Origin of the sequence: Pseudomonas sp. 1 R 17 (assembly GCF_900067035.1) — a bacterium.
Taxonomy (GTDB): Bacteria; Pseudomonadota; Gammaproteobacteria; order Pseudomonadales; family Pseudomonadaceae; genus Aquipseudomonas; species Aquipseudomonas marginalis.
Genome location: NZ_FKLB01000030.1, coordinates 37,432 through 50,318, shown reverse-complemented (window position 1 = coordinate 50,318; position 12,887 = coordinate 37,432). Strand labels below are relative to the sequence as shown.

The window sequence follows — 12,887 nt, the reverse complement described above, 5'->3', positions numbered from 1 at the left end:
AAGGAACCTGTTTATGAACCTCAATAAATTCCTCGCAGCCGCCGCCCTGCTGCTCGCGCCCGCCCTGGCCTTCGCTCACCCTGGCCACGGCGACAACGGCCTGGTGGCCGGTATCAGCCACCCGCTGGGCGGCCTCGACCACCTGCTGGCCATGGTCGCGGTCGGCCTGTGGGCCGCGCAACAAAAGGGTGCCGCGCGCTGGGCCCTGCCGTGCACCTTTGTCGGCACCATGCTGATGGGCGGCGTGCTGGGTTTCGAAGGGCTGCAATTGCCCGCACTGGAAAGCGGGATCGCCGCCTCGGTGCTGGCCCTGGGCCTGGCGGTGGCACTGGCGGTGCGTCCGCCGTTGTTCATGGCCATGGGTGCGACGGCGTTGTTTGCGTTGTTCCATGGTGTGGCCCATGGCTTGGAGCTGCCGGACATGTCGAGCCCTTGGGCGTATGCCGCCGGCTTTGTCGGCGCGACCGCTGCACTGCACGCGGCCGGGTATGCGCTGGTGCGCTGGTTGCCGGCCGCAGCGGCACCGTTGGTGCGGATTGCCGGAGCGGCTTCGGCGGCGACTGGGGTGTGGCTGCTCGCCAGCTAAACGTCGCAAGCTGCAAGTAAAAGCCGAACCGCTCTTACTTGCAGCTTGCAGCTCACAACTTAAAGCTGCCCCTCTGCTACCATGCGCGCCTACACCCCTGCCGTGACGACGCCAGCCGATGCCCATCGCTCCAAGCTCCGCCCCCCAGCCTTCTTTGAATGCCGTGCTCACGCACTTCCACACCCTGATCGTGCCGCTCTGGCAGGGCCCGGGCTGGAATGCCGAATTGGCGCTGCCCTATGAGGCGCTGGACGCCGATCACCGCCCACTGCCCCCGCAACGCTACCGCGCCATGGCCTGCGCGCGGCAGTTGTACCTGTTCGCCAGCCTGATCGGCGAGCCAGGGGCGGCCTTCGCTGAAGAGCGCGCGGCGGTGCTGTTCCGCTCCCTGCAACGGCATTTCCACGATGCCGAACACGGCGGCTGGTTCTACAGCGTCGACCCCGCCGGCCAGCCGCTGGACAAGCGAAAAGACCTCTACACCCACGCCTTCATCATCTTTGCCTGCGCCCATTACTGGGCCAAGGTGCGTGAAGCGCTGGTGGAATCGGTGCTGAACGCCGCCCTCGAAGTCGTGGCCCAGCGCTTCGCCACCGAAGACGGCCTGTACGAGGCGGTGCTGGAACGCAACTGGTCGTCCCTCCAGTCCGGCCCGCTGCAAAACCCGTTGATGCACCTGGCCGAAGGTTTCCTCGCCACACTTGCGGTGCGCGAGGATGCCCCTGTGCAAGCGGCCCTGCTGGCCTTGGCGACGGCCATGCAGCAGCGTTTCATCGACCGCCGGCACGGCGTGATGATGGAAAAGCCGCTGGGCGCTGTGGATAACTGGTTTGAGCCGGGGCACCAGTTCGAGTGGTTCTTTTTGCTCGAATCGTCGCCCGTGCTGCGCGGCACCCCGCTGCATGCGTCACTGACGCGGGCGTTTGCCTACGCTGAGCACAAGGGTGTGGACGGCGCGACCGGAGCGGTTAGCGGCATGTTGGCGCTCGACGGCAGCGTGCGCGACGGCACCCAGCGTATCTGGGCCCAGGCCGAGTACCTGCGGGCACTGACCTTGCGCCCTGGCAGTGAGGCGGTGCTGCAGCGCCAACTGCTGGCGCTGCAACAGCATTTCCTGCATGAGAAAGGCTGGCATGAATGCCTGGATGCCAACGGCGCGGTGAGCCGACGGGATATGCCATCGACCACACCGTATCATTTGGCAACCTGCTACCAGGGGCTGATCCAGCATCTCGGGTGACCTGCTGGGCCTCATCGGGAGCAACGTGGTCTAGAGCCTTACTTGGCCCCCCGCTCAATCGCAAACCCAGCCCAGGTCTGGCTCACCGGCATCAGTTCCAGGCGGTTGATGTTGACGTGCGCCGGCGTGTTCAGCACCCAGAAGATGGTGTCGGCAATGTCCTGCGGCTGGATCGGCTCGGCACCGGCGTAGGTGGCGTCGTAGCGCGCCTGGTCACCGCCGAAGCGCACCAGGGAGAACTCGCTTTCGCACAGGCCCGGCTCGATGTTGGTCACACGCACGCCGGTGCCCTGCAGGTCACAGCGCAGGTTCAAGGAGAACTGCTTCACGAACGCCTTGGAACCGCCATACACATGGCTGCCCGGGTACGGGTAGCTGCCGGCGATGGAGCCCAGGTTGATGATCCCGGCGCCACGACCATGGGCGATCAGGCGCGGCAGCAGCAGGCTGGTGGTGGTCAGCAGGCCTTTGATGTTGGTATCGACCATGGTTTCCCAGTCGTCGAGGTCGCACTTGGGCGCCGGGTCAGTGCCCACGGCCAGGCCGGCGTTGTTGATCAGCCCGCGCAGGGTGGCGAACGATGGCGGCAGGTTGGCGATCGCGTCTTCCATGCCTTTGCGATCCCGTACATCCACCACCAGGCCGTGCACTTCGGTCTGCTTGGAAAGCTCCTCGACCAGCGCATTCAAACGCTCGGCACGACGACCGGTAAGCACCAGTTTCCAGCCGGCCTCGGCAAACCGACGGGCGCAGGCTTCGCCAAAACCTGAGGTGGCGCCAGTAATAAACAGCGTGTTGGACATGGTGTTCTCCTTGCGGGCATCGGGAAAAAAATCAGCCAGCAGAATGCCCTTACGCCGCAGTTGCGGCAACCGCCATGCACAGAACTTCATGCACGACTGGTCATTTTTTAATCATTCAGACCAAAGCCTTATGAACCGTGGCTTGCAGCCATATGCGCGCAGGTTATCCACAGCTGCGCCCACAGTCTCTGGGGGCAAGTGCAAAACGCTTCAGGCCGCTGTGTACAAGGCTTCCAGGCGATTTTAGAAAGTTTTTTGCTTGACCTGGACGAAGGCGTATGTAGGCCCAGGGGCAGCGGGACAAATCGAGCGATGGCTCCAGGCCAGTCATTCCGGCCTCTGCGGCCGTCTTTCCAGAGTTTAGTCACAGACTTATCCACAGGCGGGCGGGACATATTTCAGTCATATACCTGTGTCTTTAAACAGGTTGACAAACCCCTCGATCGGCCGCGAAAAAGCCACTGATCAAAAAACAACCACACAGCTGAAAGCCACGGTTTTAAAGGGGTTCAGCCAGCTACTCCCACGTTACCCACAGCCGGTTCCACAGTGAATGGGGACAAGTCAAAAGTGTGACAAAACAGGGATTTGCGGCGGCTATATGTCGCGCTTTGGAGGGGGGCTGGATTTGTTTTCCACAATTTGGGATCGGTCTTGCAGGCGACACAAAACAAATGTGAGAGGGGGCTTGCCCCCGATGGCGGTGTGTCAGTTTCAGGTGTGCTGACTGATACAACGCCATCGGGGCAAGCCCCCTCCCACAGGGGTACTGCGTCGTTATTTAGATCAGTGGCCACCGAGGTAAGCGTTGCGCACTTCCTCGTTCACCAGCAGCTCCTTGCCGGTGCCTGTGAGGCGAATCTCACCGTTGACCATCACGTACGCCCGATCCGACAAACGCAGTGCATGGTTGGCGTTCTGCTCCACCAGGAAGATGGTCATCCCGGTGGAGGCCAGCTCGCGCAGGGTGGAAAAGATCTGCTTCACCACAATCGGCGCCAGGCCCAGGCTCGGTTCGTCCAGCAGCAACAGCTTGGGTCGGCTCATCAGCGCGCGGGCGATGGCGAGCATTTGCTGCTCGCCACCGGACATGGTCATGGCGCGCTGGTTACGTCGCTCCTTGAGCCGTGGGAACAGCTCGAACATGCGTTGCATATCTTCCTGGGCGAACTTGTCGCCAATGGGGATGGTGCCCATCAGCAGGTTTTCCTCGACGGTCATGTCGGGGAACACCCGCCGCCCTTCCGGCGACTGTGCAATGCCGTTGGAGGCAATGTAGTGGGACGACTTGTGGGTAATGTCGACGCCGTTGTAGAGGATCTGCCCCGACTCGGCCCGTGGCTGGCCGAAGATCGACATCAGCAGCGTGGATTTACCCGCGCCGTTGGAGCCGATCAAGCTGACGGTTTCGCCTTCGTTGATGTGCAGCGAGACTTTTTTCAGGGCCTGGATCGGGCCGTAGAACACGTCCAGGTCCTTCATTTCGAGGATAGGTGCACTCATACCAGCTCCTCTTCGTCGGCGCCCAGGTAGGCGGCAATCACTTTCGGGTCGTTGCGGATCGCTTCCGGCCCGCCTTCGGCAATCACGTTGCCGTGGTCCAGCACCACAATGTGGTCGGAAATACTCATCACCATGCCCATGTCGTGTTCGATCAGCACCACCGTCAGGTCGTGTTCGTCGCGCAACAGGCGAATCATCGCGCTGAGGGCTTCGGTTTCCTGGGGGTTGAGGCCCGCTGCCGGTTCGTCCAGGCAGATGATCTGCGGCCGGGTGCACATGGCGCGGGCGATTTCCAGGCGGCGCTGCTGGCCGTAGGAAAGCTCACCGGCCAGGCGGTTGGCGCAGTCCACCAGGTCCACCACTTCGAGCCAGTAGAACGCATGGTCGAGGGCATCGCTTTCGGCCTTGCGGTAGCCCTTGGTGTTGAGGATGCCCGCCAGCATGTTGCGGTTGACCCACATGTGCTGGGCCACCAGCAGGTTTTCCAGCACCGACATTTCCTTGAACAGGCGAATGTTCTGGAAGGTCCGGGCCAGGCCGGCGCGGTTGACCAGGTGGGTGCCACCGAACATCTTGTAGTACACCCGGCTCAAGAAGCTTTTTGGCGATACGAAGTCGACCGCCTTGAAGCGCTCGCCGAGCAGCTGGATCACATTGGTCTGCTTGCCGCGGATGTTCAGTTCGATCTTGCCGCCGCTGGCTTTGTAGAAGCCGGTGAGGCAGTTGAACACGGTGGTCTTGCCGGCTCCGTTGGGGCCGATCAGGGCGAAGATCGAGTTGCGTTCAACCTTGAGGCTCACATCGCTCAAGGCCTTGATGCCACCGAAGTGCATCATCAGGTGTTCCACGGAGAGGACGACTTCCTTGCTCATGGCGCTACCCCCTTGCGCGGTGTCACACCGGTGCGGCTGATCCGGATCAGGCCGCGCGGTCGCCAGATCATCATCACCACCATCAGCACGCCAAACAGCAGCACGCGGTATTCGCTGAAGCTGCGCAGCAGTTCAGGCGCGACCGTCAACACGAACGCGGCAATCACCACGCCGACCGTCGAGCCCATGCCGCCCAGTACCACGATGGCCAGGATCAGCGCCGACTCGAAGAAGGTGAACGACGACGGGTTGACGAAGCCTTGGTAGCTGGCGAAGAACACCCCGGCCAAACCGGCAGTGGACGCGCCAATGGTGAAGGCCGAGAGCTTGACCAGCACGTGGTTCAGGCCCATGGAGCGGCAGGCGATCTCATCTTCGCGCAAGGCTTCCCAGGCGCGGCCGACCGGCATGCGGGTCAGGCGGTGCTTGATGTACAGCACGGCCAGCACCACCAGGAACAGCACGATGTAGATGAACATGAACTTGATATTGGGGTTGTAGTCGATGCCGAAGAACTCGTGGAACGGAACCCCGCCCTCCTTGGCCTTGCGCCCGAACTCCAGGCCCAGGAAGGTCGGCGAAGGCACCGGCATACCGTTGGGGCCGCCGGTGAACGAGAGCCAGTTGTTGAGCACCAGGCGAATGATTTCACCGAAGCCCAGGGTCACGATGGCCAGGTAGTCACCGTGCATTCGCAGCACCGGAAAGCCGAGTATGCACCCCGCTAAAGCCGCTGCGATGGCTGCCAGCGGCAACACGCTCCAGAAGCCCAGGCCGAGGTATTGATAACCCAGCGCCAGGCCGTAGGCGCCGATGGCGTAGAACGCCACGTAACCCAGGTCGAGCAGCCCGGCCAGGCCGACCACGATGTTCAGGCCCAGGCCCAGCAACACGTAGATCAGCCCGAGGATCACCACGGTCAGCAGGTACTTGTTGGCGAAGATCGGGAACACGATGGCGATCACGATCAGCGCCGGGATGATCCAGCGCAGCCGCGACTTGTAGTCCGGTGGCAGTACATGTACGCCGGAGCCGCTGCTTTCGAAGCCCTGCAGAATCTTCAGGCCCTTGGGGGTTTGCAGGAACAGGCTGAGGGCAAAGCGCCCGGCCATCACGATGGCGACCAGGGTAGCCACACGGGCCGGTTCCAGGTTGAAGCTGTAGCCGTCGAGGACCACGCCGACGATCGGACCGAACACGATCAACGAAATCAGCCCGGCAAGGACCGTATCGACCACACTTTTCTTGATATCGATGGGTTTGGCAGCAGACATGTTTACACCTTAGCCACGAGTGGGCGACCAAGCAGGCCCTGGGGACGGAAAATCAGAATCACCACCAGCAGGGAGAAACTGAACACGTCTTTGTAGTCGGAGTTGATCAACCCCGAGAACAACGACTCGGAAATACCCAGGATGATCCCGCCCAGCATCGCCCCAGGCAGGGAACCGATGCCGCCGAGTACCGCTGCGGTAAACGCCTTGATGCCGATGATGAAGCCGGCGTAGAAGTCGAACGTGCCGTAGTTGAGGGTGATCAGCACGCCGGCCAGGGCCGCCATGGCGGCACCGATGACAAACACGTAGGAGATCACGCGGTCGGTGTTGATCCCCAGGATCGAGGCCATCTTGCGGTCTTGCTGGGTGGCGCGGCACATGCGGCCGAGCTTGGTGTACTTGATGATGTAGGTGAGCAACGCCATGCCGGCAAACGCCGCCACGAGGATGAAGACCTTGGTGTACGTGAGTTGGACGAACCCACTGCCGATGTCGACGCGCCAGGCGCCGGCCAGCAGGGTTGGAATGCCTTGTTGTTTCGCGCCCTGGGCGATCTGCGCGTAGTTCTGCAGGATCAGGGAGATGCCGATGGCGCTGATCAGCGGAGCCAGGCGGGTGGAGTTGCGCAGCGGTTTGTAGGCGACCCGTTCGATGACCCAACCGTACACGCCGGTGACGACCACGGTGAAGATCAGGGTGCCGAGAATGAGCAGCGGGAAGGATTCGATGCCGAAGTAAGCCAGCAGTGCCAGACTGATCGCCGCGAGGTAAGCGGAAATCATATAAACCTCGCCGTGGGCGAAGTTGATCATGCCAATGATGCCATAGACCATTGTGTAGCCGATGGCGATCAGGCCATAGACCGACCCGAGGGTCAGGCCGTTGACCAGTTGCTGCAGGAAAATACCATCCATAACGCAATCTCACGCGGTGAGCACCTGCACACCAGTCGGTGTGCGGCGCTTCTGGAGGAAAAGACAGATCTCAATAACAACGCTGTCCCAATGTGGGAGGGGGCTTGCCCCCGATGCGGTGGGTCAGCTGAACAACTGTTGACTGACCCACCGCTTCGGGGACAAGCCCCCTCCCACATGGATTACTTCTGCTTTTCCAGCTGGTGGTATTTGCCGTCTTTATCCCACTGGTAAACCACGTAGTCGGAGACTTTCAGGTCGCCCTTCGCGTCCCAGGTCTTCTCGCCCATCACGGTTTTGACCGGGTGCGCTTTCAGCCATTTGGCCGCGTCTTCGCCCTTGTTGGACTTGGCGCCGTTGAAGCCGGCGGCCAGGGCCTGCAGCGAGGCGTAGGCGTACAGGGTGTAGCCCTCAGGCTCGTAGCCGGCCTTGCGGAACTCTTCCACCACGGCCTTGCTGTCCGGCAGCAGGCGCGGGTCGGCGCCAAAGGTCATGTACACGCCATCGACGTATTGCGCGCCGCCAGCGGTGGCCACCAGTTCATCGGTCACTACGCCGTCATCGGACATGAACTTGACGTCCTTCAGGCCCGCTTCACGAATCTGGCGAACCAATGGACCGGCTTCCGGGTGCAGGCCACCGAAGTACACGACGTCGGCGCCCAGGGAGCGGATTTTGGTGACCAGCGCACTGAAGTCCTTCTCGCCACGGGTCAGGCCTTCTTCCAGCACCGGCTTGACGCCGCGCTTGGTCAACTGGGCAGCGGTGGCGTCGGCCAGGCCTTTGCCGTAGGTGTCCTTGTCGTTGATGACGGCGACTTTCTTGCCCTTGAGCACGTCGACGATGTAGTCGCCGGCGACGATGCCTTGCTGGTCGTCACGCCCGCACATACGGAACATGGCGCCCAGGCCGCGCTCGGTCACTTGTGGGTTGGTAGAGCCTGGGGTGATCGCGATGATGCCCGCTTCGTCGTAGACCTCGGAGGCCGGAATGGTGTTCGACGAGCAGAAGTGCCCGACTACGCCAATCACTTTGTCCTGGTCAGCCAGGCGGTTGGCCACGGCAACGGCCTGTTTCGGCTCACAGGCATCGTCGCCTGCCACCAGCACGACTTTCTCGCCATTGATGCCACCGGCCTTGTTGATCACCTCGGCTGCCGCCTGGGCACCCTTCATGTACTGCTCACCGAACGAGGCGTTGGCGCCGGTCATCGGCCCCGCAACGCCAATCTTCACATCAGCTTGAACAAACGTAGAAACACCCAGCGCCGCTGCAACGGCGAGGGCCAGAAAACCTTTCTTGTAAAACGTCTGGGACATGAGTGGTGCTCCGATATTTTTGATTTTTGGCACGACAACTTGCGTTCAAACTTTTCACTGAAAGCCCAGAGCAAGCCTCGTGCCATTACGTTTTTATTCTTCAAAAAGACACGGTGTCATTGTTATTGCAGGCGTTTCGGCTCCGCTCGCCAGGACGTGCAACCCTCTAGCATCGATAGGTGCAACCCATGGGCCGAAAAAGTACAACCCTGACGGGTCGCACCTGCAACCAAAGCAATAAACGACAGTTCCTACAGCTGTAACAGCCTGCGTAACGGAACTGCACATTTACAGTGCGCAACTGCTACGACCTGCACCAATACAGATTAGTAGCCGGCTAAGAAAATGCAGGCTTCTGAGCGGTATTTCGCTGATCAGATCACGATCCTCAGGCATTGCCCGGCGTGATACAGCGAGAATCCGGCTTCATACAGGCAACTGCGCAGCCCAACCCCGGCCAGCGGTTGCATGGGTGCAAACGGAATCGGCAAGGCTTGGGGATTCTGGTGACATAGATAGTCGGCGAACGCCTTGCCGACCACGCTGCCGGTGGTCACGCCGCGCCCGTTATAGCCGGTTACCGCCACCAGGCCGGGAGCTGGCTCGAACAGGCGCATCAGGTGATCGGGGGTGAAGGCGATGCAGCCGGTCCAGGTGAATTCCCAATGCACCGATTTGAGGTACGGGAAGTAATGTTGCTGCACCCGATCAGCCCACGCCTTGAGGAACCAGGCCGGTTTCTGGTTACCGTTGCCCAGGCTGCCGAGCAACAGGCGGCCATCGGCATCGCGGCGGATGCTGCTCAGTACCTGGCGCGTGTCCCATGAGCCTTGGCCGCCGGGCAGAATCTGCTCGGCGGCGGCGTCGGTCAGCGGCGCGGAGGCGACCTGGTAGTAGTAGCCGGGGAAAAAATTGCGTCGCAGCTCGGTCCACTCACCTTCGGTGTAGGCGTTGGAGGCGATGACCACTTGTGCAGCCTGCACCGAACCGCTGGCGGTCTGAACGGACCAACTCGCACCTTGGCGCTCCAACCGGGCGACCGGAGAATGGTCGAACAACTGCCCGCCAAGCCCCACGGCGGCATTCGCCAGGCCACTGGTGTAGGCCATCGGGTTCAAGGTGCCAGCACGCCGATCCAGCAAGGCGGCGGCGATTTTTTTCGTGCCGGTGGCGTGCTCGCAGGCCTGGCCGGTGAGCAATTCCACCGGCGCGCCACGGCGCTTCCATTGCTCCTCACGACTGCGCAAATCCGCCTCGCCACGGGCGTTATGCGCCATGTGCAAGGTGCCCTCGCGGCGCAATTGGCAATCGATGTTGTATTTGTCGATCAGGCTGAACACCAGCGACGGTGCCGCGCCGAGCATGCGGTTGAGCTGGCTGCCCACCGCTTCGCCGAAACCGGCTTCGATCTCGTCCGGAGGGATCCACAGGCCGGCATTCACCAACCCGACGTTGCGCCCCGAACCACCGTGGCCGGTGCGATGAGCCTCCAGCACGGCGACGCTTTTACCCTGCTCCAGCAAGTGAATGGCGGCCGACAAACCGGTGATGCCGGCGCCGATCACGCACACATCCACCTTGACCTCGCCCTTGAGCGCGGCACGATCCGGCCGGCCAGGGGTGAGGTGTTCCCACAAACATGCTTCGCGTAGTGCCATTGCCAGACTCCGGTGAGACCCAACAAGCGTTTTTCTTGTTCAGCACCATCACTGTAGGAGCGAGCTTGCTCGCGAAAAACGCGAGAGCGGCGCGGGCATTCAGGATGCCCGCGTGATCGTTGACGATCTTCGCGAGCAAGCTCGCTCCTACAGAATCAGTCGAAGGTGATGCCCTGGGCCAGCGGCAACTCCAGCGAATAGTTCACGGTGTTGGTCTGGCGGCGCATGTACCCGCGCCATGCATCCGAACCTGACTCGCGACCGCCACCGGTCTCTTTCTCACCGCCAAACGCGCCGCCAATCTCCGCGCCGCTCGGGCCGATGTTGACGTTGGCGATCCCGCAGTCGCTGCCCACTGCCGACATGAATTGCTCGGCCTCGCGCACGTCAGTGGTGAAGATGCACGACGACAGGCCTTGGGGCACGGCGTTGTTGAGGCGCAGGGCTTCGGCGAAGTCCTTGTAGCCGACGACATACAAAATCGGCGCGAAGGTTTCGGTGCACACCACATCGCTCTGCTCAGGCATTTCGACAATGGCCGGCGACACGTAGTAGGCGTTGGGGAACTTGTCTTCCAACTGGCGCTTGCCGCCGAACACCTTGCCGCCTTCACTCAAGGCCTGCTCCAGGGCGTCCTGCATAGCGTCGAAGCCATGCTTGTCGATCAGCGGGCCAATCAGGTTGCCCTCCAGCGGGTGGCCGATGCGCACTTTGGAATAGGCGGCCTTGAGGCGGGTGACGATTTCTTCCTTGACCGACTCGTGGGTGATCAGGCGGCGCAGGGTGGTGCAGCGCTGGCCGGCGGTGCCGACGGCGCTGAACAGGATGGCGCGCACGGCCATGTCCAGGTCGGCGCTCGGGCCGAGGATCATGGCGTTGTTGCCGCCCAGTTCGAGGATGCTGCGGGCAAACCGCGCGGCAACTTTCGGCGCCACTTCGCGGCCCATGCGGGTGCTGCCGGTGGCGCTGATCAGGGCCACGCGTGGGTCATCCACCAGTGCAGCGCCGGCATCGCGGCCGCCGATGATGATCTGACTCAGGTATTGCGGCGCGTCCTTGAAATTCTTCAGCACACGCTCGAACAGCGCCTGGCACGCCAGGGCGGTGAGCGGGGTCTTTTCCGACGGTTTCCAGATCACTGCGTTACCGCACACCAGCGCCAGTGTGGTGTTCCACGCCCACACGGCTACCGGGAAGTTGAAGGCGCTGATCACCCCGACCACGCCCAGCGGGTGCCAGGTTTCACGCATATGGTGGCCTGGGCGCTCGGAGGCGATGGTCAAGCCGTACAACTGGCGGGACAGGCCCACGGCGAAGTCGCAGATGTCGATCATTTCCTGCACTTCACCCAGGCCTTCCTGGGTGATCTTGCCGGCTTCCCAGGACACCAGCTCGCCCAGATCGGCCTTGTATTCGCGCAGTACATCGCCGAACTGGCGCACCAACTCGCCGCGACGGGGGGCCGGGACGTTGCGCCAGGCCTCGAATGCATGCTCGGCGCGACTGACCTGTTGCTCCACCTCGGCGGCACCTTCCCAGTGCACACTGCCGATACGGCTGCCATCAATGGGCGAATGCACGGGTTGTTTACCCGCCTGGTACAGCGCCGGGTTTACCCCGAGACGATCAAGCAATGCGGCAACCATGGGTCACTCCTTTAATCTTCGAACAAAAAATCGCACCGCGGCACGCACGGCGATCCAGGCCTTATTTGTAGCTGGCCCAAGACTTGCCAACAAACGACGATTAGGCGAGATATCATTCCGTTTATTCATGCAAAGAATAAAAAGAGGTATGCCGTGCTGAACAAAAGACATTTGCCCTCGATCACCGCCCTGCAGTGTTTCGAGGCCGCCACCCGCCACCTGAGCTTCACCCGCGCCGCCGAGGAGCTGAACCTCACGCAAAGCGCAGTGAGCAAACAGGTCGCGCAGTTGGAAGAATTGCTCCAGCACCTGCTGTTTCGCCGCGTGCGTCGCCGCTTGCAGATGACTCCGGCAGGCGACCTGTACCTGGTGGAAGTGCGCAAGATCCTCACGCAGGTGGAGATGTCCACCCACTACCTGCGCTCCTATGGCGGCGAGACCGAAGTGTTGCGCGTGTCCACCCCCTACACCTTTGGCGCGCGCTGGCTGGTGCCGCGCCTCAAGGGCTGGCGCCTGCGCCACCCGCAGATCCACCTGGATCTGTGCAACGAACAGGAGCCGGACGAACTGCTGCAAGGCAAGGCCGACATGGCCTTCTACTTCGGCCAGGGCTCGCGCCCCGGCACCGAGAGCCTGAAACTGTTCAGCGAAGAGCTGGTACCGGTGTGCGCCCCGGAAAGCCTGCCGGCGCAGCCCTTCACCGACCCCACGCAACTGAGCGACCTGGTGCTGCTGCAAAACGCCTCGCGCCCCCAGGGCTGGCATGACTGGTTTGCCGATCAGGGGTATCACACCGAGCACAGCTACCACGGGCCGCGTTTCGACACCTTTTATATGTGCATTCGTGCGGCGCAGGTCGGTTGCGGCGTGGCGTTGTTGCCGCGCTTTCTGGTGGAAGAAGAACTGGCCGACGGCAAGCTGGTGATCCCCTGGCAGCATGCAATGCCCAGCCAGGACGCTTATTACCTGGCCTTCCCGGAACACGCGGCGGAGGTGCCCAAGGTGCGGGAGTTTGTGAAGTGGATGATGGAGCAGGTTGTTTAATGCCTGGAATATCGCCATCGGCGGC

11 protein-coding genes are annotated in these 12,887 nt (G+C 62.0%); 3 read left to right on the top strand and 8 right to left on the bottom strand.

Going from position 1 to position 12,887, the window contains the following annotated elements; translation table 11 throughout:
• Nucleotides 1–13 precede the first annotated feature (13 nt).
• Complete coding sequence (locus tag BFP99_RS09445; RefSeq protein WP_065947136.1) at nt 14–586, top strand: HupE/UreJ family protein; 573 nt, start codon at nt 14–16, stop codon at nt 584–586.
• Between the two features lie 118 nt (nt 587–704).
• Complete coding sequence (locus BFP99_RS09440; RefSeq protein WP_065947135.1) at nt 705–1,826, top strand: AGE family epimerase/isomerase; 1,122 nt, start codon at nt 705–707, stop codon at nt 1,824–1,826.
• Between the two features lie 38 nt (nt 1,827–1,864).
• On the opposite strand, the gene BFP99_RS09435 is transcribed toward BFP99_RS09440, so the two are convergent.
• The 8 genes from BFP99_RS09435 to BFP99_RS09400 all read right to left on the bottom strand — a co-directional run bounded on the left by BFP99_RS09435 (nt 1,865) and on the right by BFP99_RS09400 (nt 11,818).
• The gene (locus BFP99_RS09435) at nt 1,865–2,629 is read right to left on the bottom strand and encodes an SDR family oxidoreductase (RefSeq protein ID WP_053134501.1); all 765 of its coding nucleotides are present in this window, start codon (nt 2,627–2,629) and stop codon (nt 1,865–1,867) included.
• A 786-nt stretch (nt 2,630–3,415) separates the two neighbouring features.
• Entirely contained in the window at nt 3,416–4,132 is a 717-nt protein-coding gene (locus tag BFP99_RS09430) for an ABC transporter ATP-binding protein (RefSeq protein ID WP_024073112.1), read from the bottom strand.
• Nucleotides 4,129–5,004 carry an ABC transporter ATP-binding protein gene (locus BFP99_RS09425; protein WP_027607703.1) on the bottom strand — a complete coding sequence of 292 codons (876 nt, stop codon included), beginning with the start codon at nt 5,002–5,004 and terminating at the stop codon, nt 4,129–4,131. The genes BFP99_RS09430 and BFP99_RS09425 overlap by 4 nt, the downstream gene beginning before the upstream one ends.
• Complete coding sequence (gene livM / locus BFP99_RS09420; protein ID WP_027607702.1) at nt 5,001–6,278, bottom strand: high-affinity branched-chain amino acid ABC transporter permease LivM; 1,278 nt, start codon at nt 6,276–6,278, stop codon at nt 5,001–5,003. Before livM ends, BFP99_RS09425 begins: the two co-directional genes overlap by 4 nt.
• A gap of 2 nt (nt 6,279–6,280) precedes the next feature.
• On the bottom strand, nt 6,281–7,195 hold the full coding sequence (locus BFP99_RS09415) for an ABC transporter permease subunit (protein WP_003236186.1): 915 nt from the start codon (nt 7,193–7,195) through the stop codon (nt 6,281–6,283).
• Nucleotides 7,196–7,377: 182 nt separating this feature from the next.
• Nucleotides 7,378–8,514: a branched-chain amino acid ABC transporter substrate-binding protein gene (locus tag BFP99_RS09410; protein ID WP_027607701.1), complete on the bottom strand. Its 1,137-nt coding sequence runs from the start codon at nt 8,512–8,514 to the stop codon at nt 7,378–7,380.
• A 374-nt stretch (nt 8,515–8,888) separates the two neighbouring features.
• Nucleotides 8,889–10,172 carry an L-pipecolate oxidase gene (locus BFP99_RS09405; protein WP_065947134.1) on the bottom strand — a complete coding sequence of 428 codons (1,284 nt, stop codon included), beginning with the start codon at nt 10,170–10,172 and terminating at the stop codon, nt 8,889–8,891.
• A gap of 155 nt (nt 10,173–10,327) precedes the next feature.
• Nucleotides 10,328–11,818 (bottom strand): L-piperidine-6-carboxylate dehydrogenase, encoded by a 1,491-nt coding sequence (locus tag BFP99_RS09400; protein WP_065947133.1) that lies wholly within the window; start codon nt 11,816–11,818, stop codon nt 10,328–10,330.
• A gap of 153 nt (nt 11,819–11,971) precedes the next feature.
• Here BFP99_RS09400 and BFP99_RS09395 point away from each other — a divergent pair, with 153 nt between their 5' ends.
• Nucleotides 11,972–12,862 carry a LysR family transcriptional regulator gene (locus BFP99_RS09395; protein WP_065925611.1) on the top strand — a complete coding sequence of 297 codons (891 nt, stop codon included), beginning with the start codon at nt 11,972–11,974 and terminating at the stop codon, nt 12,860–12,862.
• The last annotated feature ends 25 nt before the right edge of the window (nt 12,863–12,887 follow it).

Excerpts from the sequence above, each read along its gene's own strand:
- BFP99_RS09445 (WP_065947136.1), top strand. The coding sequence starts at position 14 with ATGAACCTCAATAAATTCCTCGCAGCCGCCGCCCTGCTGCTCGCGCCC.
- BFP99_RS09440 (WP_065947135.1), top strand. The coding sequence starts at position 705 with ATGCCCATCGCTCCAAGCTCCGCCCCCCAGCCTTCTTTGAATGCCGTG.
- BFP99_RS09435 (WP_053134501.1), bottom strand. The coding sequence starts at position 2,629 with ATGTCCAACACGCTGTTTATTACTGGCGCCACCTCAGGTTTTGGCGAA.
- BFP99_RS09430 (WP_024073112.1), bottom strand. The coding sequence starts at position 4,132 with ATGAGTGCACCTATCCTCGAAATGAAGGACCTGGACGTGTTCTACGGC.
- BFP99_RS09425 (WP_027607703.1), bottom strand. The coding sequence starts at position 5,004 with ATGAGCAAGGAAGTCGTCCTCTCCGTGGAACACCTGATGATGCACTTC.
- livM (WP_027607702.1), bottom strand. The coding sequence starts at position 6,278 with ATGTCTGCTGCCAAACCCATCGATATCAAGAAAAGTGTGGTCGATACG.
- BFP99_RS09415 (WP_003236186.1), bottom strand. The coding sequence starts at position 7,195 with ATGGATGGTATTTTCCTGCAGCAACTGGTCAACGGCCTGACCCTCGGG.
- BFP99_RS09410 (WP_027607701.1), bottom strand. The coding sequence starts at position 8,514 with ATGTCCCAGACGTTTTACAAGAAAGGTTTTCTGGCCCTCGCCGTTGCA.
- BFP99_RS09405 (WP_065947134.1), bottom strand. The coding sequence starts at position 10,172 with ATGGCACTACGCGAAGCATGTTTGTGGGAACACCTCACCCCTGGCCGG.
- BFP99_RS09400 (WP_065947133.1), bottom strand. The coding sequence starts at position 11,818 with ATGGTTGCCGCATTGCTTGATCGTCTCGGGGTAAACCCGGCGCTGTAC.